Genomic DNA, 23,511 nt, shown 5'->3' on the forward strand with positions numbered 1-23,511 from the left:
ACTATGGGACTCAACCTGGAATGGCTCCGTACCTTCAAATCCATTTATGAGCAGGGTTCGCTCACCGGTGCGGCGCAGGAACTCTTTATTTCACAGCCGGGCGTAAGCCTGCACCTCAATTCCCTGGAAGCATATACCGGTTATAAACTGTTTGACCGCTCCGCTAAAAAGCTGGTGCCCACAGAAAGAGGCAAGGTGATCTATAACTTTATAGAGGAGCCTTTGCTTAAACTGGAAAGTGCAGAGCAGCTTTTCCACAAAAGCACAAAGGCCGGCAGGGCTACCATCAGTATAGGTATGTGTTTCGAAACCTTTCAGTATACCCTGGAAAAATATATTGCCACCCTGCCGTTTAATGTGATCATCAAATTCGGCGATTATCCGCAAATGATCAACGACCTTGATAAAGGCCTGCTGGACCTCATCATCACCCCGCAGAAAGGGGATCAGAAAAACCTGGAATTTAAACCGTTTTCGAAAGAAAGGATTGTGCTGGTAGCTGACGGGAAAACAGATGTGAAACCATTGCACACATTATTAAAGAAGAAGGATATGAAGGCCGCGGAAAACTGGTTGAGGGAGCAGCTGTGGTACAGCACCGCAGCAGATATGGAACACCTGAAACGTTTCTGGCAGCTCAACTTCCGGCATCACATGGATTTCAAACCAAACTATATTGTGCCTAACATCTGTTCTATTGTACGTTGCCTCAGCGGCGGAACAGGGTTTTCAGTAGTCCCTGATTTTTTATGCACACAGGAAATTGAATCAGGCGCCATGAAACTGGTATGGGAAGGTGAGCCGGCCATTGAAAACACACTGTATTTCGGCACCCGCAAAAAAACAATGTACGCTGGAGAAATAGACCAGGTACAACAGATCTTTACCGGGGAATTTCGCGGACCCTTACTCGTGAATAGTAACGCCCGGCGCAACTAATGACTTAATATATTCAGTAGGTGTAAGACCGGTGATCTTTTTAAAATACTGGTTGAAAGATGACTTGGCCTTAAAGCCGCAATCATACGCCAGTGTCAGCACATTCACAGGCAATGCTTTTTCATTCATGAAACGGATCTGTTCCATGGCCCGCCGGATCCGCCACTCGCTGATGTACTGGTAGAACGATTTGCCGGCATAACTGTTCAGCGTTTCCGAAATATGATATTTGCTGATACCTGTTCCCTGCGCAAGTTTGTCAAGGTTTAGCTCCGCATCCGTGTAGATCCTGGTTTTATGAAGATGTGCTTCCAGCACCTGCAGTACCTGCCGCTGCTCTTCGGCACTGAGCTGCATTTTGCGCGCAGGTTGTATCTCCGCCACTGCCGGAGGCGCGTCGGCCTTTGCCGGCTGTAAGCCCATAATTCCCACGTACTTATACCGGATGATCACCAGGCACACAACTAACAGCAACGAGTATATGATGTCCCTGCAGATAATATTATAGGAGCCGTGCAGCATATGAAGGGATTGCGCCGTTTTAAATCCCAGCGAAATTATACTTATAGTACCCAGCAGGTAACTGATACTGTTGATCAGTTTCTTCTCCTGCAGCATATCAGGTAACTGCTTCGCAATGCGGAGCGATGATCCCGGGAAAAGGAAGCCGAGTACCATCATCATCCAGGTAGTGGTTTCATTATAATAATACAGCACGGCATGGCCTGCATCGGCAGACCACATCAGCACACATACTACCGTAAGATAGCCTACTGCACCAAATATAAATGGCAGAAAAACATACCACCGCGAAGCAGGTATGAATGCAGCGTTCCGTCGCTGGCAGGCATACAGATATAATAAAGGGCCGTAACAAAAGCCGATAAACGTATTCATCTGCGTACGCACTTCATGGTCGTTCACAAACGAATAGATACAGAATTTAATAGCGAGATGCGCAGCAATGCTGCACAACAATAAGATCAGCAGGAAGTCGGCCTTGCTGCGCAGCTTACTGCTGCTTAGCAAGGCTACGGCAGTTAGCGCCTGAAATGCTCCGATGGCAATAACATATATCATAGTGCGGATATGCCACCGAAAGTATAAAACCAATATTACCACAATGTTAAACCTGCTGTTGCTACCGGTTGTATCCCCATTTGGTAATGATTTCGTAACACATGTTAAGGCGTTGATTTCCAATAAAAGTGAGTACGTTTAAACCGAAAAATACGTATACACGTAGCAGTAGTTGGATGCGGTCGAACGCATGCTCAGTAACCTCCACTTTTGCTGAAAAATACCTTCACATGGATCGCATTTTTAAACCATTAAAACATAGCAGCTGCTGCACATTGCTGCTCCTGCTGGTAATAACAGGCACGGCAAAGGCACAAACCATTAAAGGAATCATTAACGGAAGAGAAGGACACCTGCCCGGCGCTTCTGTGCAAACCGCCGGCAGCAAACTGGGTACTGCCACGGATCTGAACGGCGCATTCACCTTAAATGTACACACCACCGGTAAAGTAACCTTGCTGGTATCTTACATAGGACATGAAACACAAACACTGGAACTGACGGTGAAACCCGGCATCAACGACGCAGGCAACATTATCCTGGCGCCCACCGGCGGTAAACTGGGGGAGGTACTGGTGAAAGGAACCATGGCGCCTTCTACTGTAAAAGCGCTCAGTATTAAAAAGAACTCCCTCGCCATCATGGACGTTATTGCGGCAGATGCCATCGGGAAATTACCGGACCGCAATGCGGCAGAAGCAGTACAACGTGTACAGGGAGTGGCGGTAGCCCGCTACCACGGCGAAGCGGATGCCGCTACGGTAAGAGGTACGCCGTTCGCATGGACGTCGATCCTCTTCAATGGCAGCCGCCTGCCCAGCGCCAATGTACTGGGCAACCGTAACTCCGTACTGGATGCGGTTCCTTCAGAAATTATCCAATACGTGCAGGTGGCAAAAGCCATCACACCGGATATGGAAGGCGATGCAATTGGCGGGTCCATTAACTTCATTACCCGTACCGCCCCGGCTAAAAGAACACTGAATGTAAGCGCTGCCGGCGGGTACAATACTTTCTCCAAAGATGCTACCTACAATGCTTCACTCGTGTATGGCGATCGTTTTTTTAAGGATAAACTGGGCGTAATGATTGCCGGCGCTATCTGGGACCGTCAATGGGGAACGGATGCTTTTGAAGTAGCCTACAACACGGCTTTGCCCGATCCTGTCCAGCAGAAATCTATCAGCACCGTGATGCTTAAGCGGTATATGGGAAAACGCCAAACCTATGGCGCCAACGTTGGACTGGAATACAAATTCAACGCCGCCCATAAAATATTCTTCCGCGGGCTGATGGATAAGTTCAACGATATACGCCCGGTGTACGAATCCTATGTGGATTATAATAACAGCCGCTATCAGTACAATTATCGCTACTCGTATTACCAGACCGTGCTTAACGGAGGAGAACTGGGTGGCGAACACCAGCTGTCTTCCAAAGTGAAAATGGACTGGGCTGTCAGCGACTATTACACCAAATATTTCCTTGAAACACCGCCCACCAATAATAACAAAGGCTTGCCTATCGCTACTTTCCGCCAGAAGATCACCGGCGGTTTCAATAATCTTTCTAAAGATGGAAAACGGTACTGGGGCTTCGATTCCCCGGAAGGTATTGGCGGCGCCCCGCTGCACTTTGATGCCGGTATAAAAAACAGCGGGGAAGTAATGGACCCGTCAAAGCTTACACTGCAACAGCTGGTGATTGCCCAGCTGGATACAAAGGAAGAAGATAAAACCGCACAGCTGAACTTTAAAGTGAGCGCATCTTCCAGGGTAAACCTGAAATTCGGCGCCAAATACCGCCATAAAGACCGCGCCGGTATGTACGGTTCCAACATCGTATACCTGCCCGGCGCTGCACTGGGCATTCCAAATTCGCCGGGGTTGCTGCCGCTGAATACATTACAAACTACTGACTTCCCGGTTCGCGGGGGTTTCTTCCAGGGTCTGAAAGGCAACTACGATCAGTTCATGGTGGATCCAATTACCAAACAACAGCTGTTTGATTTATATGATACCGCTGCACTGCGTAAGAACGGCTTCGCAGATTATACCTCGAAATCCAATGCCACCAACATTTATACAGGCACAGAAAATGTAGCCGCAGCCTATGCGATGGCAGAAGTGGATGTGACAGATAAACTGAAAATGATTGCCGGTGTGAGAAATGAATACACCACATTTACCCTGCATGGCTCAAAGGCTACCGCTGAAGGCACACCAAAAGAAACCATTATTACACCGGCTAAGGTGAAAAATAATTACAATGCCCTGCTGCCCATGCTGCATCTCAAATACAGCATCAACGACCAGGCAAACCTGCGTGCAGCCTATACCCGTACTTTCATCCGCCCTAACTTCACCGATCTTACTCCAGGTGAATCTGTGGATAACACAGGTGCCAATGTAACCATTACCAAAGGAAACCCGGATCTGCAGCCTACCTTCTCCAATAACTTCGACCTGATGGGTGAATATTATTTCAGGAATATCGGTCTTATTTCGGGTGGTGTTTTCTACAAACAGATCAGCAATGTGATTTTTGCAGACAAAAACTACTATGTGGAAAATGGCGTGAACTATGTGGTGGCGCAGGCAAAGAACCTGAATAATGCTTCACTCACCGGGCTGGAAGCCGGCATCAACAAGCGGTTCGATTTCCTGCCAGGCATCCTCAGCGGATTAGGCGCAGAGCTGAATTATACTTTTATCAGTTCAACGGTGGAGGTACCAAGAACGGTAAGCGGAAATAAGATCACCGATAAAACCAGCCTGCCTAACCAGTCGCGTCACCTCTTCAACAGTATCCTCTTTTATGAACGTAAAGGCGTTATGGTCCGTATTGCCGGCAACTACCGCGGCGCTTCCGTGGAAACCATCAACCAGCAACTGGGTAAAGATTTCTATATATGGACAGATAAAAACTTTACGGTAGATGCATCTGCCACTGTGAACATCACTTCTAAAATACGGGTGTTTGCAGAACTTAATAACATTACAAACGAACCGCTGAAAACCTATATGGGTGATAAGCGCCGTATTGCTGCTGAAGAATGGTATGGCAGTCGCGGTCAGGCAGGCATCCGCTGGGATATCATCAAATAATTCATCTCTCCTGATTCATCTCTCAAAAAAATAACAAACAACATATGAAAAAAATAATGTTGGTACTGGCAATTGCCTTACCGGGGGCAACTTTTGCCCAATTAGCCGATAGCGCTCAACGGGTAGTGCGTATGCAGGGAACTGTGAACTTCCGCGATGTAGGCGGATATAAAACAAAGGATGGTAAAAAGGTAGTATGGGGAAAAGTATTCCGTTCCGCCGATGTAAGCCACTTAACAGACCAGGATCTTACCGTGCTGGAACAAAAACATATCCATACAGTTATTGATTTCCGTGGTGTGAAAGAATCCGCAGCTGCGCCAGACCATTTGCTGCCAAAAACAGATTACCTGTTATGCCCGGCGGGGAGTGACAGTCTTCCCGGTGCTGCACAAATGAGCGAGATCATTAAGAATGGCAATTTCCTGGAGAAGTTCTATGGCAATACCCAATACCTGGGCGACCGTTACAAGCCGCTGTTCCAGAAGCTGCTGGTATTGCCCGCCAATGAATCCATCATGTATCATTGCACCGGTGGCCGCGACAGAACCGGTATGGCTACCGCTTTGTTCCTCTATGCACTGGGCGTACCGCAGCAAACCATAGAAGCCGATTTCACGGCCAGCAATGTATACCTGATGCCTATGAACAAACGGATGTTCCGGGGTTTACAACAAAGCACCGGTATGGATGAAGAAACTATCCGTAAGGCGCTGGAACTGCGACCGGAGTTACTGCACAGCCTTTTTAACGCTATTAAAGGTAAATACGGTACAGTAGAGAATTTCTTTGAGAAAGAATTGGGTATCGGTGAAAAGGAAAGGGCGATCCTGAAAGAGAAGTATACTATTTAGCGGTTTAAGCGGAGGGGCGCACCCTCCGCTTAAACTATTCCTTTAATCCTTTAACCAGCCCTACAATGGCCAAACCGCAGATGGCCATAATGGCAAAAGACCAGCGCAAACTGGTAGCCTGGGCTACCAATCCTACCAATGGCGGTACCACCATAAACCCGAGGTAACCGATGGTGGAAATGGAAGCCAGTGTTTGTCCGCTGTTGGTACTCTTCGATCTGCCTGCCAGGCTGAATACCAGCGGAACCACACATGCCACGCCAAGCCCCGCAAAAATAAACCCGATACCGGCGGTAACCGGATAAGGCAGCACAATGGCCAGCAGTAACCCGGTAAGTATAAACCAGCCGCTGTACATCAGCATTGATTTGATACCCAGCCTGTTCACCAGCCTGTCGCCAATAAACCGGCCGGTGGTCATAGCCACCATGTATATGCCAAATGCCGCTACTGCAGTAGGTTTGCTGGCCCCAACAATTTTTTCAAAATACAACCCGCTCCAGTCGTACATCGTGTTCTCCGTTGCCATACAGGCAAAACAGATCAGGGAGTATTTCAGCAATGATTTATCAGGAAGTGCAAATGCCGGCCTTTTTACCGTTTCTTTTACCGGCTCATCCGGAAGCGTTTTGGGATAATAATACATGGTAAATACCAGTAATAATACACTTACCATCAGCAGATGATAAGAAGGAGCCACGTTCATAGTTACCATGAGGTAGCCGATCGCTGCGCCGGCAAAGCCTGCCACGCTCCAGATCCCGTGGAAGGTGGTCATAATGGATTGCGGAAACAGGTGCTGTACCTGCACCGCCTGCGCATTCATGGAAAGATTCAGCAGGTTGCGGGCAGAACCGAAGCAAAACAGTACCAGCGCCAGCTGCCAGATACTGGTGGTAAAGCCCGGAAGGCTCAGTATCAGGTTAAATACCATGGCGCCAAACACCATGATCTTCCTGCTGCTGAACTGCCCCAGTAGTTTGCCGGTAATGGGCATGGTAAGCATCAGCCCGATAGGCAGCGCCAACAGCACCAGCCCAAACTGCGCTTCATTTAAGTGCAACTGTTGCTTAATGGAGGGGATCCTGGAAGCCCAGGAGGAATAACCTAATCCGGAGATGAAAAAGAAGACGGAAATAGCGATGCGGTATTGCCTGGCATCGGTTTCATTTTGAATATCTGCTAACATGATCTGCGCTACACACCTGTTTGTGGCATTGACGGTGCAAAATTAGGCAAATCCGGGGAGATTTGGCCCGGAAATGTGCTGATTATACCGGGCACCATTAGTTGATTGAAATAGTATAAGATTTGGGAAAGAAAGTGTCAGTAAAGTATTGGATCCGTCCGTATTTTTATTGACAACCTGTAACACACATTTTATCCGACCCGGGACAGCAGCTGATAAATACTAAATCATTTCTATGGAACATACAATGAAGAATGCCATCATGCAGGTGGAACAGTTGCAGGAACAGTACGAGCAGCTGGTGAAACGCAGCAATGAACCCGCAGGTAACTACAACGGGATCTTTAACCGCTATAAACACCCGGTACTAACGGCAGCGCATATACCCTTTTTCTGGAAATACGACCTGGATCCGGACACTAACCCATACCTGCAGGAGCGTATTGGTATCAATGCCGTATTCAACGCCGGCGCTATCCGCCTTAATGGTAAATTTTATCTCGTAGCAAGGGTGGAGAGCAATGACAGGAAATCCTTTTTCGCAGTGGCAGAAAGCCCTAATGGTATTGACAACTTCCGTTTCAGGGATTATCCTGTTGCATTGCCACAGCTGGCCGATAAGGAAACGAATGTATATGATATGCGTTTAACCCGGCATGAAGACGGATGGATCTATGGCCTGTTCTGCGTGGAGCGCAGAGACCCTGCAGCAACCGCCGGAGATCAGTCGTCGGCTGTTGCGCAATGCGGTATTGTCCGCACCAGGGATTTGCTCGCCTGGGAGCGGCTGCCGGATCTGAAAACAAGCTCCCCGCAGCAGCGCAATGTAGTGCTGCACCCTGAATGGATAAACGGGAAGTATGCTTTTTATACACGCCCGCAGGATGGCTTTATTGATGCAGGTAATGGAGGTGGTATCGGCTTCGGACTGGCCGATGATATCACCCGTGCGGTTATTCATGAAGAACAGCTGCTGGATAAAAAAGTGTATCATACGGTGTATGAAGCAAAAAATGGACTGGGGCCCGCACCAATAAAAACCAGTAAAGGATGGTTACACCTGGCGCATGGCGTGCGTAATACCGCAGCAGGATTGCGCTATACGCTATACGTATTTATCACTTCGCTGGAAAACCCTGCTGAAGTAATATATAAACCCGCCGGTTATTTCATGGCGCCGGAAGGTGAGGAACGGGTAGGCGATGTATCCAACGTATTATTTTCCAATGGCTGGATAACAGACGAAGACGGGAACATCTTTGTATATTATGCGTCGTCGGATACCCGCATGCATGTAGCTACTACTACGGTTGACCGTATGCTGGATTATGCTATTAATACACCGGCAGACGGTTTTACATCCGATAGTACTGTACAACGTATATGCGGCCAGGTGAGTAAAAACCTGGATTTTATTAAATTTGCTTCTTAGGTGTGGCGCCGGTTGTAAAAAATAGGAGGATGTTATCCTGACAATTATTATTTTGTAGGAGAGATGATTACCGCGGTAATTATTTCTCCTTTTTTGTCAGTTAAATATCCACCTGTTATGCGCTTCTTCCTGTATTTTGTTAGCTGTTGCTTTTTTTATTTACCCGTGGTGGCCCAGGTGCCGGTTAACCTGAACGCTTACAAACCCTCTGCTGAAGCAAAAGTAAATGTAACGGACAAACTGCTTACAGCCGTGTGGCCTTCCGGCGCCAATCAGCAGGCGCAGATAGTGCTGGACCTGGAACCGGGAAAGCCGCTTATTCACAAACTCAGATGGAATACCGGGAAGAAAACATGGCAACCGGTGGCCTCAGACCTGCAACCGGTATTTTTTCTTACCACCGGCAAACGCGACCTGGTATCTCAGAATGGCTGGAATATCTTCTTTGATAAAACAGCAAAATTGCCCCGCACTACCTACCAGGTGCAATTACAAAAAGACAGTGTTGCCGTTACTACAGATGGCTCACGTACCATTATACGGGTGGCGGGCGCAACCGCAGGGCCTTTCAGCGGTGCAATAGAAATAACACTGTATAATGGCAGCGGGTTAATGAATATAGCCGCCGTAATGACCACCCAGATAGATTCCACTGCTATTCTCTATGACGCGGGACTAACGGCAACGGATATCCCATGGCAGCAAGTACGCTGGGCGGATCCTAAAGGTATCATGCAGTCTGTACCGGCGGTAAAAAGTGAACAAAGCACCAATGTAGCGGTAAAGTATCGTACCATTATCGGGGAAAGCAAAACCGGCAGCCTGGCTGTATTCCCTGCGCCGCACCAGTTCTTTTATCCGTTGGATAATTGCTTTAACCAGTCGTTCACCTGGTACGGGAATAATTATAATAAAACAGCGCCGGGATTTGGCATTGGCATACGCCAGGAGCCGGAAGGCGATAAAAGATGGGTGCCCTGGTTTAACGCTCCTCCCGGAACTGCACAGCGCCTGCACTTCTTTTGCCTGCTCAGCAATACTACCGCAGATCACACATTACAGGAGGTACGCCGCTATACGCACAGCGATACCTATACACCGCTTCCCGGATACAAGACCATGAGCAGCCACTTTCACCAGGAACATACCGCAGATGTACTGAACAAAGTGTCTATGCCGGAAACTCCCGCATTTATACAGGCTTTCCGGGAAACCGGTGTGGACATTGTTCACCTGGGGGAATTTCATGGTCCGGGTCACCCGCGCGGTCCGGAAAACCAGCGTTTCCTTGAACAGCAAACACTGTTCAAAGAGTGTGAACGGTTATCCAATGCTAAGTTCCTGCTGCTGCCTGGCGAAGAACCCAACAACTTTTTCGGCGGCCACTGGATGAATATTTTCCCCAAACCGGTGTATTGGGTAATGGACCGTAAGCCCTCACAACCTTTTGTTGCCAATGATCCTGTGTATGGAAAAGTATACCACATAGGAAATAAAGAAGAGATGCTGCAACTGCTGCAAAAGGAAAAGGGAATGGCCTGGACAGCACATGCACGTACCAAAGGCTCTACCGGGTTCCCTGATAAATATAAGGAAGAAGCTTTTTTTGCATCGCCACAGTTTATGGGGGCGGCCTGGAAAGCTTTACCTGCCGACCTTTCGCAGCCATATCTCGGCAAACGTGCATTAGACCTGCTGGATGATATGGGCAACTGGGGTTTCCGTAAAACAATGATTGCAGAAGCCGATCTTTTCCGTATTACACCGGAAGATGAATTATATGGACACCTGAATGTAAACTACCTGCAGCTGGATCACCTGCCTGCTTTTAAAGACGGGTGGCAACCTGTTCTTGATGCCATGCAACAGGGAAGGTTTTTTGTTACTACCGGTGAAATACTGTTGCCCGCTTTTACCGTGAATGGAAAACCCTCCGGCAGTATAATCCCGGCGACGCAGAAAGGAGTAGTGAAAGTAACTGCCAGTTGGACTTTCCCGCTTAATTATGCAGTAATTATCTCCGGCGACGGGGAAAAAACTTACAGGGATAAAATTTTACTGCATGATACAAAAGCATTCGGCTCGAAATCGTTCACCTTTAATATCAACCTGGAAAACCGTAAATGGGTACGCTTTGAGTTGTGGGATGCAGCTGCAAACGGTGCGTTTACACAGTGTGTGTGGATAAAGTAACCGGGTGTAAATCCGCTTCATTTACCGGCTTGAAAGCATCTAACGGAGATGAACACACGAAGCAGCAATAACCTGCCGGCAGCTCACTAAATAGGGTACCTGCAGGAATCTGCTGCTCCGGATCGCCGGCAATATCATCATACACGGTTAAGCATTCCGTGCATTGATGCACCGTTCTTTCTACCGCCGTTACCGCTACCAGTGATTGTTGTTCCGTTACATAATGCTGCAGCACATTGGCCTCGCTTTCCTGCTCATAAAAGGTTCTGCACAGCGATACAATATAAGGACCCAGGTGCTCTTTGGAAACGCCTTCGCGATATAACAGCAATTGTGCGGAATTGGCATTGTAACCAGCTGTATAAAGAATGTCGTAGCGCTGCATATATTTCAGCTTGCTGCCATGCCTGTTTTCCTGCTTGCGGATCACCACCGTACCAAAAAGACTGGCCGGCCGGTTAATCCTTACACTAAAACATAAACCATAGGTCCGCACGTCGGCGGTATCAAAATAACGGATGATATGCCGCTTCAGTACAAGCCCGTCTTCGCAGTTGTCTTCCACCTGCCAGTTCAGCTCATTGGCAGCATGACGTACATTGATACCATATTTTCCCAGCACATAATCCCATAGCTTGCGATGGGCGGGCTCAATATTTTTAATGATAAGCGATTTCCATGGCGTGGCATACAGTTGCCCTACACGGGTTTCCAGGCAAATAGTGCATACTTCTCTCAGGAAAGCTATCGGAAAATCTTCGTCTCTCCGGTAAATACCCAACCAATAACTATTATCGTGTTTGTTAAAACCTTCGTAGTAGGGCAAATGAAAAGCAGGAAGATCCGGATCTTTATCTTTAGGGCGACTGATATATTTCGCGGCCTGTTTTACCTGCTGGTACACTTCTTCGGGCGAGTCGCCCTCATTAATGCTTTGCTCCAGCTGCCTGCTCATAGCTGCAATGTTATTGGTATAAATGAGCTCAGGCCATGCGTACAGCTGCTGGCTTCCCGGCATGCGGATGTACAGGTACCAGTAATGTAAGCTGTCGGAACTGATCCAGTTGATATGCCCGGTGAACAGCGGTACAAATGTTTGCTGGCTGTCGCATATATTGATCTTTAATGACGGCGTATAGTCGAACCCGTTAAAAACATCTTTATAAATTCCCTCGCTCAGCCAGCTGTTGTGGATAAAGATGCCGGCGGCAGGATAGGAACTCATAATGTTGGGCTGTGTGGTAATAGGTAATTGTTTTTCCGCACAGCTGTTTTTAAAGGCAGCAATGCCTTTATCCGGTACATCTATCAGCAGTTGTTGCCGCAACCCGAAACGTACATGTGTGGCATGTGCAGCGGCCGCCGTATCCAGCAGCTCCAGCAGGTAGCCCGGTGAAATAATGCCACCGGTAAAGTTAACGGATAAGGTATGCGTATGTTTAGCCATAATTATACGAGTGCCGCTGCGGTTTTTTGAATAGATTTTTCCAGTAATGCCTTCACCTCCGATTTACAGCTGCCACAGCCGAGCCCGGCGCCGGAAGCCTGGCAAAGCTGTTGCAGGTTATCGCAGCCACCGGCTATTTTTTCCATGATATTGCCTTCGCCTACATTGCCGCAGGAACATACCAGCCTGCCAACTACCGGTGTGCCCTTTTTGCCGGAGCGTAAAAGCTCCAGTCGCTTATCAGATAACTCTATCTTTTGCTGGATAAGATCCCTGAATTCAATAAACTCCGATTTGTCGCCAATCAGGATAGCACCCACCAGCTTGTCCTGGTGAATGATACATTTTTTATAGTACCGTTTCGCTTTGTCAATGAACACCACCTCTTCATATGCGGGATCTTTAGGCGTTTCCACCATTCCGAGCGAACAAAGATCGGTACCATGCATTTTCAGGATATTCATAAACAGGGAGCCCTGGTAATAGTTGCTGATATCGCCGTTCAGGTAACGCGCCACTACTTCCGCCTGTTGCTCCGCGGCAGCAGTAATACCATACAGCGTTCCGTTGAAGGCTGCAATTTCGCCTATGGCATATATTTCCGGGTCGCTGGTTTGCAGGTATTCATTTACCACCACACCGCGATTACATTCCAGCTGCGCAGCCTGCGCAAGTTCTATGTTGGGAACGGTGCCGATAGACATCACCACCGCCTGGCAGGGAATATACAAGCCACTTTTTAACTGGATGCCTTCCAGTTGTTCGTGCCCGGAAAAACGGTTGATCTCATCATTGTAGTAAATATCAATGCCCCTGTCGGTGAGCTCTTCATAAAGTAACTGCCCGCCAAGTGTATCCAGTTGCCGGTCCATTAACCGGGAAGTGCGTTGTATAACGCCAACGTCTATATTCATTTCTTTGAGAGATGCTGCCAGCTCAATCCCCAATAATCCACCCCCAGCTATCATTACTTTCCCCCTGGCGGGATCTATATGCTGTTTGAACGCATCTGCATCCATCCTGGTGCGCATGGTAAAAATGCCCGGTATGGCGGGAATATCACGGAGCGTGGCTGCCCGGCTGCCGGTGGCCATCAGCAGGATGTCATACGTATGTACGTTCCCATTACTATCTGTAAGTAATTTGCTGGCCCGGTCAATATGCGTAATGCTTACTCCCCGGTGTAGCGTAATGTTATAAGCTATTTCCTCTGCACGGGTCATTTTTACCAGCTGCTTCCACTGTTGTGTGCCGCTGATATAGTCCGGCAGCATAACGCGGTTATAGAACGGGAGATTTTCTTTACTGAACACTACTATTTCATCCGATGTATTCAGTTCTCGGTACGACTTTACAAAGCCGCAGGCCCCGGCTCCGGCGCCTATCACCACAATTTTCTGTACCGGCTTGCGGTAGCGCTCCACCTGTACTGCGGCATATTTAAAGTCTGGTTGTTTGGAAATGGGATCCAGTATGGTGCTGGTAAGATTGTTGGCGCGATGCAGGTCGTTCTGAAGTATTTTACCCCAATGCATAGGCAGGAACACTACTCCTTTTTTAATGGTATTGCTTAGCTGTGCTTTCACCCGCACGGTACCACGGCCATTGGTTACGGTAACAATATCGTCGGCCGAAATGCCGCGTTGCCGCGCATCTTCCGGGTGCATTTCCAGGAAGGAGGCGGAAATGTGTTGCTTCAGTTTACTAACCTTACCGGTTTTGCTCATGGTATGCCACTGGTCGCGTATACGGCCGGTGGTAAGAATTAAAGGCAGTTCGCTGCTGAGTGGCTCCGACCTGTTTTCATCGTCAAAGCTATGGATCACTGCCCGTTTATCGGGCGTGTAAAACTGGTGGTCGCGGAATAGCCGCGGCGTACCGCTGCCCGATTGATAGGGCCACTGCACACTGCGCTGCGCTTTGATAATGTTGTAGTTCAGCTCACTTACATCAATATTGGTACCCGCAGTAAGCCGGCAATGTTCATCGTATATTTCCGACATATTCGTATAGTCGAAGCCGTGATATCCCATTTTTTGTGCAAACCGGCAGATGATCTCTGCATCAGGCAGCGCTTCACCAGGTGCATCGTTTACCTTGGAAAGATAGCTGATGCGCCTTTCGGCATTGGTCATGGTCCCTTCTTTTTCCGTCCACGCCGCAGCAGGCAGTACCACATCTGCATAACGCAGCGTTTCGGGTTTATTGGATATTTCCTGCACCACTACGTATTTTGCCTTTTGCAGCGCAGCTTCTGCAAAGCGTGCATCCGGTAAGCTTACCAGCGGATTGGTGCACATGATCCAGATGGCTTTCAGCCGGCCGTCGTTCAGTGCGGTGAACATTTCGGTAGCGGTAAGACCCGGTTTATCTGAAAGTTCCGTACCTCCCCAGAATGCCTGCACCTCTTTGCGGTGCGCGGGGTTGTTCAGCACACGGTGTGCCGGGAGAAGATTGGATAAGCCACCTACTTCGCGGCCTCCCATGGCGTTAGGCTGCCCCGTTAAGGAGAACGGACCGCTGCCGGGCCTGCCGATATGCCCGGTGATCAGGTGAAGGTTAATAAGACTAAGATTTTTATGTACACCAACAGAACTTTGATTCAATCCCATTGTCCAGAAAGTCATAAAGCCGGTAGCATTGCCAATGTAATCAGCCGCCCTGTGAATGTCTTCTGCAGCCACACCGCAAATGGCCGCTGCCTCTTCTATGGTGCGTTCCATCACAGCATCCTTATATTGGTCAAAACCATTGGTATGCGCTTCCACAAATGAGCTGTCGGTATACCCGCTGGTGATGAGCGCCCGGCCTATGGCGTGATGCAGTACAATATCAGTTCCGGGATTTACCTGCAGGTGCACATCGGCAAGTGCGCAGCTTTGTGTAACCCGGGGATCGCTCACAATGATTTTCATATCGGGATTGGCGGCCCTGGCGGCTTCCACCCTGCGCCATAAAATAGGATGACACCAGGCAGGATTGGCGCCTGCCACAAAAATGCAATCGGCCTGCTCTATATCATCGTAGGTACCGGGCACTGCATCTTCTCCCAAAGCCATTTTATAAGCTGCTACTGCGCTGCTCATACACAGCCTGGAGTTAGTATCTATATTATTGCTGCCAATAAATCCCTTGATCAGTTTATTTACTACATAGTATTCTTCTGTGAGGCATTGCCCGGATGCGTAGAAGGCTACTGCATCCGGGCCATGTTTTTTAATGATCGCTGCAAACACCGCGGCGGTGCGCTCCAATGCCTGGTCCCATGTAACCCGCTGCCGTGGAAGGTTACGGTGATACCGCATCTCAGGATATAACAACCTGTCTGAAGTATCCATTACCGTATAATGCAGGTTCATACCTTTGGAACAAAGCATGCCTTTATTAACCGGGTGTGTTTTGTCACCTTCTACATGCAGCTTGCCCTGCCGGTCTTTATGTACCACTATTCCACAGCCTACGCCACAATAGCAACAGGTGGATTTGAATGATGCTTGCATGCTTAAGGTTTTACAATGATTTATGATACCGCTACCGGGGTTCCTACCGCCGTTTCCTCCGTGGCAGGCTGCCTGGTAAAGCGTGTCAGCATTACAATACAGGAGATCGCTATCACTACATAACCGATATACGTGAACGCCTGTACGTAACTGATACTGTCTGATTTAAACAGGAAGCCGAACAACATGCCGCCCAGGTTGCCCCCTGCGCCAACAATGCCGCTTACCAGTCCTGCATTTTTTTCATCGATAAAGGGCACGATGCCATAAGTAGCGCCATTGGCCATTTTCAGGAAAAGCGCAAAGCTCAGCATGGCAATGATGGCTACAGCCAGCGATCCTGCCTGTGCAAATAATAATAACCCAATACCTTCCGCCAGCAGCATCAGGGCCAATAACCATCCTTTTCCTCTCATGCCAAACCTGGCGCCTGTTTTATCTGAAATAATGCCGCCCAATGCCCGTGCAAACAGGTTCATAAAACCAAAGATGCCGGCCCAGAACCCTGCGCTGCCCTGCGAAAGTTGAAAAGTATCTACAAAATGTAAGGATGCTACATTGTCGAATGTGATCTCCATTCCGAAGCACATACCATATGCCAGCGTGAGCGCCCAGATACGCCAGTCGCCTAATACAGACCAATCCGTTTTATTATCTTTCTTATTATATCCTATCTCATCAAAATTCCCGTTGGGCGTATCTTTTGTGTAACGGTAATACAGGTAAGCTACACCAAGCATCATGAGCCCGGGCAGTATCATAGCATACCGCCATGCCTCATGTTTGGTATAACCAAAACCAACGATCGCAGCAAATATTACCGGCATCACCATGTTGGTAACGCCTCCACCCAGGTTGCCCCAGCCACCGGTAACCGCATTGGCAGTGCCTTTGATGGCAGGAGCAAACATAAGGGAGGTGTGAAACTGCGTAATAACGAAAGAACCTCCAATAACGCTGATGGCTAAACGGAACAGCAGGAAGGAGGTATAGTCTTTTGATAATCCTACCAGGAATACCGGTAACGAACCTATCAGCAGCAGGCGGATAGCGGTTTTGCGCGGCCCCCAGGTATCACACAGGCGGCCAATGATCAGCCTTGCTATAATAGTACCGGATACGGAAGCAATAATGATATTGCCTACCTGCGATTTTGTTAAGCCAAGATCGGCGCGGATGGTAGGCATCAGCGGCGCTAACCCGAACCAGCCAAAGAAGCACACAAAGAACATCAGCCACGTAATATGAAACGTGCGCATCTGTATAGTATCAATACTGAATATTTTTAATTTTTCTAAAGGAGCAGCCATGTGTAATGTTTTACAGGTTATTTAATCAGGAATTGAGGCCGGATGTTAACCGAGATATAGGCCCAGTTACTGTTCGGGGCAGCGTTTTTTACATTTTTAACAGTAGGGGAAGATAAGGCGGCCGTACTCCAGAAATGACTGTAGCCTGCTTCCAGCCCTATCATTTTGGTAAGTGTGTAATTAGCTGTTACATCTGCTTCGGTCCCAAACTGTTTATTCATGCCTGTGATAGCTGCTGCACTGAAAAATTGATGTACATCGCCGGTTAATGCCCAACGATCATCCGGTTTTAGTTTTGTTTTTATGTAATAATCCTGTAATCCTTTATTGCCAAAACCACTGGCCACATAGAAATAATCCATATTACCCCAGAACTTATGCGGTGTGCCGTACAACGGGTCAAAATCAGGACTGGTATAATCCGCACCTGCCCCTGCACTGAGTACTTTATTCACACTGTAAAAGAAAGATCCGGAAAGTAAACTGCCGCTCACCGTTTGTCCGTTCCCGTTGGTACCAAACTGGTGATACGCGGCAGCTGTATAGGTAAATCTGTTGAATGCCTGCGTGTAAAACAATCCTGTGGTCATGCGGGTATTCACGGCGCCTTCATATGTTTTCACCGCCACATGCTCCACGCTGTCGATATGGTATTTTGAAAACTGGTCGGCCAGGAAAAGGAAAGATAAATTCCCCTCTTTCAGTTTCCTGGATACATATGCATACTCCAGGCTTTTGTACATATTTCCGCCGTTGGTGTTTGCCGTATAGTTACCGGGAGGCGTGGCGTTGTAGATACTGCCGCTGGCATTTTCTTTGTTTTGATTGAAAGCAGCTCCTATATGGAAGGTCCAGGCGTTGCTTTCATACTTTAGTACCGCTGCATCATGCCGGCGGCCTTGCTGCAGCCAGTCGAGATTGCCTAACAGGCGGCTGTCGTCGTACACCAGCTCCTGCCGGCCAATTTTCAGCGAAAGACTTTTATTTTTTACCACTGTATCTGTCAGTAATATTTCCGCCCACGCTTCGTGCAGCATAAACCCGTTGTTATCCGGGGTAGTGGTGCGGTTAATGGTAGATCCGTCCTGTCCCCAAACGCGTACATCCTGCAGGGTTAGTCCCAGTTTGATGCGGTAGGCGCTGAAACCTGCCATTAGCCGGGTGCGCTGGGAAGTGAAAAAAGCGGGGGCGGCGCCCTCCGGCTGCGGTGATCCTTGTCCGTTACGTAGCTCGGTGCGGGTTCTGAGTTGTGCACCGAGTGTGAGTTGTGCATAACCGTACTGTGATAATAACAGTCCGGGAAGTATCAGTGATACCTTGCCTGGAAACCATTTTTTCATGTAACTTTGGTTGATTTTGAATGAGCCAATCATTTCAGGTCAGAAACCCGGTTAGCCTGCCAGCTGCCGGGTTTCGTTTGTTATATTATACACCGGCCATCTCCATCTCAGCCGCTACACCTATATATACCATGTCGTCCACGATTTTTACAGGGTAGGTGGTGAGAGAACATTCATGCTCGTCGGACAGGCAACGGCCGTCTTTCAATGAGAATGTTTTTTTATGAAAAGGGCAGGCTACTTTAGGCTCATCTTTTACGGTGCCGGTCATACCACGGCTGAGCGCCATCTGCTGGCGGTGCGGGCAAAGGTTTTGGGTAGCATACCATTCGTTTCTGCGGGCAAAAAAGAAGAGGGCTATCTGTTCCTCTTTATACTTTACGCAAACGCCGCCATTGGTGGGTACATCCGATGTTTTGCAGGCAAGGAACCAGCTGATGGTAGTAGTGTGAGTAGTAGACATAGCAGTGTTTTTTTGTGTAAAGAATTTATTTCCATTCTGCGGCTTTCTTCTGGGCACGCATCGATTCAAATTTTACGGTCGGGTCTTTGTCGGCCGGGGCATTTACAAAGTGGGAGAAGCGCTTGCGCAGTTCGGGATTTTCTACTACTTCACGCCATTCGCATTTGTAGTTGTCTACCAGGAACTGCATTTCTGTTTCAAGCTGGGAGGCGATACCAAGACTATCATTCACCACCACATTGCGTAAGTAATCCATACCGCCGTCCAGTTTGTTGAGCCAGGTAGCAGTACGTGTGAGCGGATCGGCTGTTTTGATATAGAACATCAGGAAGCGGTCGATATATTGGATGCAGGTTTCGCTGTCGATGTCTGATGCCAGTAACTGTGCATGCTGGGGTTTGGAACCGCCGTTACCGCATACATACAGGTTCCAGCCTTTTTCGGTGGCAATGATGCCGAAGTCTTTCGACTGTGCCTCTGCACATTCGCGGATACAGCCGGATACAGCCGATTTAATTTTATGCGGCGCCCGCAGGCCACGGTAGCGTTCTTCTATCCTGATGGCAAAGCTCACACTGTCGTGCAACCCGAAGCGGCACCAGGTGGAGCCCACGCAACTTTTTACGGTGCGCAGCGCTTTACCGTAAGCATGGCCGCTTTCAAAACCTGCTGCAATCAGTTCTTCCCATATATTGGGCAGATCGCTGAGGTGTGCGCCGAACAGGTCGATGCGTTGCCCGCCGGTAATTTTCGTATAGAGGTTATATTTAGTACCGATCTGGCCGATCACTACCAGTTTTTCCGGCGTAATTTCCCCGCCCGGGATCCTTGGAACCACAGAATAAGTACCGCCTTTCTGGATATTGGCGAGGTAGCGGTCGTTGGAGTCCTGTGCGGTGTCATTGCCTTTATCAAGGATCATATCGTTCCACAAACTGGCAAGGATAGAGGCTACCACCGGTTTGCACACCTCGCAGCCTTCGCCGTCGCCGTAATGGTCCAGCACTTCATCAAAGGAGCGGAGCGATTTTACCTTAATAAGATCCAGCATTTCCTGGCGGGAGTAGGGGAAGTGCTCGCATACCACGTTGCGGATATATTTGCCCTGGGCTTTCATGGTGGCGGTGATCAGGTCTTTCACCATGGGAGTACAGCCGCCGCAGCAGGTACCGGCTTTGGTACATTTCTTTACTTCATCCAGTGTTTCAAACCCGTCGGTTACTGCCTGGCAGATAGCGCCTTTGCTTACACTTTCGCAGCTGCAGATCATTGCTTCATCGGGAAGGGCGGTAACGCCGGCGCCTGTGTCGGCGCTGCCGCTTCTGTTGCCCAGGAGCAGGTCTTCCGGGTTGGAAGGCAGTGCCAGTTTATTTTTAGTGGTTTGCAGCAGCATATTATAGGCTGCCGCATCGCCTATCAGGATGCCTCCCAGCAGGAACTGGCCGTCTGTAGTAATATTGATCCTTTTGTAGGTGCCTTTGAATTTGTCTTCAAATACAATGCTGTGGCAGTTTTCAGGATCGGAAAACGGATCCCCGAAGCTGGCCACATCTACACCGATGAGTTTTAGCTTGGTGCTCATATCAAAACCGGTGAAGGCTTTCACTTCACCGGCTATATGGGAGGCGGCTACTTCTGCCATTTCATAACCCGGGGCCACCAGGCCATAGATCATGTTGTTGTAAAGTGCGCACTCACCAATGGAATATATAAAGGAGTCACTTGTCTGCATCTGTTCGTTTACCACGATGCCGCCGCGCGGACCAACGGTCAGCCCTGCCGCGCGGGCCAGTTCGTCACGTGGTTTAATACCGGCAGATACCACCAGGATATCCGTTTCCAGGATAGTATCATCGGAAAACTGTAAACCGGTAATGGCTTCGTCGCCCAATATTTCGCGGGTATTTTTGCCGGTTAATACTTTCAGTCCCAGCCCGGCCAGTTTGTTCTGCAGGATAGCCGAACCCTGTTCATCTATCTGCCGGGGCATAAGGCGGGAGGAGAATTCCACTACATGGGTATTATTAATGCCCAGGTCCAGGAGGGCTTTGGCGGCTTCCAGTCCCAGCAGTCCGCCGCCTATTACAGCACCGCTGCTGGCATTGGGCGCATAGGCCTTCATCATTTCCAGGTCTTCTATAGTGCGGTAAATGAATACACCTTTTTTATCCATGCCCGGTACCGGTGGCACAAAGGCGGCAGAACCGGTGGCAATTACCAGGTAGTCGTAGTTTTCCACAATGCCCTTATAGGACTGTACTGTTTTCTGCGTGCGGTCAATTTGTAATACGGGGTCGCCCAGGTGCAGCCGTATACCCTGCTCTGCGTACCAGTCGGCCGTAGCCAGTAGCAGATCGTCAGCTGTTTTACCGTCAAACCAGGAAGTAAGATGTACACGATCGTAGGCGGGACGGGGTTCTTCACCAAATACAACCAGTTCTATCGGGGTATCGGCAGATTTGGAAAGGATCTTCTCACAAAATTTGTAGCCCACCATACCGTTTCCTATTACTACTATTTTCATTCGACTATATTTAAGGATCAGAAAACTTGAATTATATTATAATAAATTTAATATAATATTATTTCTTGCTTTGGAGATGATTTTTAAGGTAGGTGTATGATGTTGATTATAAAATTAAGCGTTTTTGTTTTAATTTTATATAAGATTCAATGTTAAATCATCACATAATTTTAAATACAATATGTATGCAGGCATCATATCCATCTTTATCTTTAGTAGGAGCAGGGCCCGGAGATCCTGAAATGATCACCCTGAAAGCGATCAATACCATCCGGCAGGCCAACGTTATATTATATGATGCATTGGTGAACGAATCCCTGCTTACCTATGCCTCACCGGCAGCGGTGATTAAGTTTGTAGGCAAAAGATATGGTTGTCATGCCCTGTCGCAGCAGGAAATTAACCACCTGATCGTGGAAATGGCATTTACCCACGGCCACGTTGTCAGGCTTAAAGGTGGCGATCCCTTCGTGTTTGGCAGGGCGGTAGAGGAAATTGAAACCGCCCGCAGGCATGGGATCCCGGTAGCGGTGATACCGGGTATTTCCAGTGCGGTGGCTGTACCGGCGTCACAAATGATACCGCTTACCTGCAGGGGGATCGCGGAAGGTTTCTGGGTAACCACCGGCACCACGCAGTCCGGCGATATTTCAAAGGACATTGCACTGGCAGCACAATCCACTGCCACCGTAGTGATCCTGATGGCCATGAGTAAACTGGAGGGCATCATGGATATTTTCCAGGCCCATGGCAAGGCAAATACACCGGTAGCTATTATCCAGGACGGCACCACACCACAGCAGAAAATGGTGACCGGCACGGTAAGGGATATTGTGTGGCGCGCCCAGGCAGCGGGTATGGGCAACCCTGCTATTATAGTGGTAGGGGAGGTAGTAAGACTACAATCCCTGCTGGCGGACGGAACATTGCAACAATTACAAAACAGTAGTACAATACATGAAGAAAGATAAACAGGGCTGTGATGGTAAAACCTGTCTCCTTTGCCGGTTATCCCTGAAAGAATGGGCGCCTGCAACAACATTGCACCGCAAAAATTTTATGCTGAACAAAGGAGAAACCCTGTTTAAAGAAGGCGATAAGGTGGAGGGTATCTACTTTATCTATGAAGGCCGCATGAAAGTGCATAAACACTGGGGGCCTGATAAAGAACTCATCGTCCGCTTTGCACAAAAAGGGGATATAGTCGGGCATCGCGGGATAGGCGGCACTGAACATTTTTATCCCATATCTGCCACTGCGCTGGAACCTGTAAAGGTTTGTTTTATAGAGATGGATTTTTTTCAGGCATCTCTCAAAATCAATCATGACCTGCTGTACGAACTAATGCTGTTCTATGCACAGGAACTGCAAACCTCCGAAAAGCAAATGCGCAACCTGGCGCATATGTCTGTCAAAGGCCGTATGGCCAATGCACTGCTACTGCTGCAGCAAAAGTTTGGTTTTAATAAAGATGGTTTTATTGACCTGGCGCTAAGCAAACAAGACCTCGCCTCCTATATCGGCGCTACCTATGAAACCACTTTCAGGGTATTGAATGAATTGATAGAAGAGAGGATGGTGGCTGTTTCGGGTAAGAGTATCACTATCCTGAATGAAAATAAATTATTACGCCTTACGGAAATCAATTAGCCCCTATCAGGCAATGTATTTGCGCAGCTTCTTCTCGCTTAATATGGTAATGGCACGCCCTTCCACGGTAATCAGTTTTTCGGCAATAAACTCCTGCAGGTTGCGGTAAATAGTTTCATAGGTAGTGCCTGAAAACGAAGCGAGATCCTGCCTGCTGATAGTAAAATGAAGCGCTTTATGCAACCGGCTTAGTTCCAGCAAAGCATCTGCCAGCCTGCTTTTTACATCCATATGCACCAGGTTGCGCATTTTCCTCTCCGCCTCCTGCAACTCATCTGCATAAAATTGCATCAGCTTCAGCGACAAGCTGGGATTCACTTTCAGCGATGCTTCAAAAAATGCCAGCTCTGTATAACACACCGTTGTGTCTTCTACTGCCGTTGCTGAAACAGTGTACAGCCGCTCCCCGCTACCCAGGCCACGATGCCCCAGGATATCGCCCTGTTGGGCAAAGCGGACGATGAGTTCTTTATCAGGCCCCCA

16 protein-coding genes are annotated in these 23,511 nt (G+C 48.5%); 7 read left to right on the forward strand and 9 right to left on the reverse strand.

Annotated elements, in window-relative coordinates:
* Nucleotides 1-3: 3 nt before the first annotated feature.
* The gene (locus VN105_RS03545) at nucleotides 4-939 is read left to right on the forward strand and encodes a LysR family transcriptional regulator (protein WP_325637987.1); all 936 of its coding nucleotides are present in this window, start codon (nucleotides 4-6) and stop codon (nucleotides 937-939) included.
* On the opposite strand, the gene VN105_RS03550 is transcribed toward VN105_RS03545, so the two are convergent.
* Nucleotides 907-2,019: an AraC family transcriptional regulator gene (locus tag VN105_RS03550; RefSeq protein WP_325637988.1), complete on the reverse strand. Its 1,113-nt coding sequence runs from the start codon at nucleotides 2,017-2,019 to the stop codon at nucleotides 907-909. The two genes, VN105_RS03545 and VN105_RS03550, sit on opposite strands and share 33 nt — an antisense overlap.
* Nucleotides 2,020-2,249: 230 nt before the next feature.
* Between VN105_RS03550 and VN105_RS03555 the strand changes: the two genes are divergently transcribed.
* Nucleotides 2,250-5,126, forward strand: a complete 2,877-nt coding sequence (locus tag VN105_RS03555; RefSeq protein ID WP_325637990.1) for a TonB-dependent receptor — start codon at nucleotides 2,250-2,252, stop codon at nucleotides 5,124-5,126.
* A 44-nt stretch (nucleotides 5,127-5,170) separates the two neighbouring features.
* A complete protein-coding gene (locus VN105_RS03560; protein WP_325637992.1) occupies nucleotides 5,171-5,980 on the forward strand; it encodes a tyrosine-protein phosphatase in 810 nt (269 codons plus the stop codon).
* A 34-nt stretch (nucleotides 5,981-6,014) separates the two neighbouring features.
* Here VN105_RS03560 and VN105_RS03565 read toward each other — a convergent pair whose 3' ends face one another.
* Nucleotides 6,015-7,169, reverse strand: coding sequence for an MFS transporter (locus tag VN105_RS03565; RefSeq protein ID WP_325637994.1), 1,155 nt, complete (start codon nucleotides 7,167-7,169; stop codon nucleotides 6,015-6,017).
* 235 nt (nucleotides 7,170-7,404) lie between these two features.
* On the opposite strand from VN105_RS03565, the gene VN105_RS03570 reads away from it, so the two are divergent.
* Both VN105_RS03570 and VN105_RS03575 read left to right on the forward strand, forming a co-directional pair.
* Complete coding sequence (locus VN105_RS03570) at nucleotides 7,405-8,601, forward strand: glycosidase (protein WP_325637996.1); 1,197 nt, start codon at nucleotides 7,405-7,407, stop codon at nucleotides 8,599-8,601.
* A 117-nt stretch (nucleotides 8,602-8,718) separates the two neighbouring features.
* Nucleotides 8,719-10,794: a hypothetical protein gene (locus VN105_RS03575; RefSeq protein ID WP_325637998.1), complete on the forward strand. Its 2,076-nt coding sequence runs from the start codon at nucleotides 8,719-8,721 to the stop codon at nucleotides 10,792-10,794.
* Here the strand turns inward: VN105_RS03575 and VN105_RS03580 are convergent.
* The 6 genes from VN105_RS03580 to nirB form a co-directional block, all read right to left on the reverse strand.
* Nucleotides 10,769-12,241, reverse strand: coding sequence for a rubredoxin (locus VN105_RS03580; protein ID WP_325638000.1), 1,473 nt, complete (start codon nucleotides 12,239-12,241; stop codon nucleotides 10,769-10,771). The two genes, VN105_RS03575 and VN105_RS03580, sit on opposite strands and share 26 nt — an antisense overlap.
* A 2-nt stretch (nucleotides 12,242-12,243) precedes the next feature.
* Complete coding sequence (locus tag VN105_RS03585) at nucleotides 12,244-15,741, reverse strand: molybdopterin-dependent oxidoreductase (RefSeq protein ID WP_325638002.1); 3,498 nt, start codon at nucleotides 15,739-15,741, stop codon at nucleotides 12,244-12,246.
* A gap of 20 nt (nucleotides 15,742-15,761) precedes the next feature.
* Nucleotides 15,762-17,051, reverse strand: a complete 1,290-nt coding sequence (locus tag VN105_RS03590) for an MFS transporter (RefSeq protein WP_325638004.1) — start codon at nucleotides 17,049-17,051, stop codon at nucleotides 15,762-15,764.
* A gap of 17 nt (nucleotides 17,052-17,068) precedes the next feature.
* A complete protein-coding gene (locus tag VN105_RS03595) occupies nucleotides 17,069-18,391 on the reverse strand; it encodes an alginate export family protein (protein ID WP_325638006.1) in 1,323 nt (440 codons plus the stop codon).
* Nucleotides 18,392-18,476: 85 nt separating this feature from the next.
* Complete coding sequence (gene nirD, locus VN105_RS03600; RefSeq protein WP_325638008.1) at nucleotides 18,477-18,854, reverse strand: nitrite reductase small subunit NirD; 378 nt, start codon at nucleotides 18,852-18,854, stop codon at nucleotides 18,477-18,479.
* 25 nt (nucleotides 18,855-18,879) lie between these two features.
* Entirely contained in the window at nucleotides 18,880-21,378 is a 2,499-nt protein-coding gene (nirB, locus tag VN105_RS03605) for a nitrite reductase large subunit NirB (protein WP_325638010.1), read from the reverse strand.
* Between the two features lie 185 nt (nucleotides 21,379-21,563).
* Here nirB and cobA point away from each other — a divergent pair, with 185 nt between their 5' ends.
* Both cobA and VN105_RS03615 read left to right on the forward strand, forming a co-directional pair.
* Nucleotides 21,564-22,349: a uroporphyrinogen-III C-methyltransferase gene (gene cobA / locus VN105_RS03610; protein WP_325638012.1), complete on the forward strand. Its 786-nt coding sequence runs from the start codon at nucleotides 21,564-21,566 to the stop codon at nucleotides 22,347-22,349.
* Nucleotides 22,336-23,028: a Crp/Fnr family transcriptional regulator gene (locus VN105_RS03615; protein WP_325638014.1), complete on the forward strand. Its 693-nt coding sequence runs from the start codon at nucleotides 22,336-22,338 to the stop codon at nucleotides 23,026-23,028. The genes cobA and VN105_RS03615 overlap by 14 nt, the downstream gene beginning before the upstream one ends.
* Nucleotides 23,029-23,034: 6 nt before the next feature.
* On the opposite strand, the gene VN105_RS03620 is transcribed toward VN105_RS03615, so the two are convergent.
* Nucleotides 23,035-23,511 (reverse strand): Crp/Fnr family transcriptional regulator (locus VN105_RS03620; protein WP_325638016.1); only part of this gene is annotated, 477 nt, incomplete at its 5' end.

The sequence above is a fragment of the Chitinophaga sp. genome (assembly GCF_035564935.1).
Classification (GTDB): Bacteria; Bacteroidota; Bacteroidia; order Chitinophagales; family Chitinophagaceae; genus Chitinophaga.

Excerpts from the sequence above, each read along its gene's own strand:
- nirB (WP_325638010.1), bottom strand. The coding sequence starts at position 21,378 with ATGAAAATAGTAGTAATAGGAAACGGTATGGTGGGCTACAAATTTTGT.
- VN105_RS03570 (WP_325637996.1), top strand. The coding sequence starts at position 7,405 with ATGGAACATACAATGAAGAATGCCATCATGCAGGTGGAACAGTTGCAG.
- VN105_RS03575 (WP_325637998.1), top strand. The coding sequence starts at position 8,719 with ATGCGCTTCTTCCTGTATTTTGTTAGCTGTTGCTTTTTTTATTTACCC.
- nirD (WP_325638008.1), bottom strand. The coding sequence starts at position 18,854 with ATGTCTACTACTCACACTACTACCATCAGCTGGTTCCTTGCCTGCAAA.
- VN105_RS03590 (WP_325638004.1), bottom strand. The coding sequence starts at position 17,051 with ATGGCTGCTCCTTTAGAAAAATTAAAAATATTCAGTATTGATACTATA.
- VN105_RS03595 (WP_325638006.1), bottom strand. The coding sequence starts at position 18,391 with ATGAAAAAATGGTTTCCAGGCAAGGTATCACTGATACTTCCCGGACTG.
- VN105_RS03585 (WP_325638002.1), bottom strand. The coding sequence starts at position 15,741 with ATGCAAGCATCATTCAAATCCACCTGTTGCTATTGTGGCGTAGGCTGT.
- VN105_RS03550 (WP_325637988.1), bottom strand. The coding sequence starts at position 2,019 with ATGATATATGTTATTGCCATCGGAGCATTTCAGGCGCTAACTGCCGTA.
- VN105_RS03580 (WP_325638000.1), bottom strand. The coding sequence starts at position 12,241 with ATGGCTAAACATACGCATACCTTATCCGTTAACTTTACCGGTGGCATT.
- VN105_RS03545 (WP_325637987.1), top strand. The coding sequence starts at position 4 with ATGGGACTCAACCTGGAATGGCTCCGTACCTTCAAATCCATTTATGAG.
- VN105_RS03555 (WP_325637990.1), top strand. The coding sequence starts at position 2,250 with ATGGATCGCATTTTTAAACCATTAAAACATAGCAGCTGCTGCACATTG.
- VN105_RS03615 (WP_325638014.1), top strand. The coding sequence starts at position 22,336 with ATGAAGAAAGATAAACAGGGCTGTGATGGTAAAACCTGTCTCCTTTGC.
- VN105_RS03565 (WP_325637994.1), bottom strand. The coding sequence starts at position 7,169 with ATGTTAGCAGATATTCAAAATGAAACCGATGCCAGGCAATACCGCATC.
- cobA (WP_325638012.1), top strand. The coding sequence starts at position 21,564 with ATGCAGGCATCATATCCATCTTTATCTTTAGTAGGAGCAGGGCCCGGA.
- VN105_RS03560 (WP_325637992.1), top strand. The coding sequence starts at position 5,171 with ATGAAAAAAATAATGTTGGTACTGGCAATTGCCTTACCGGGGGCAACT.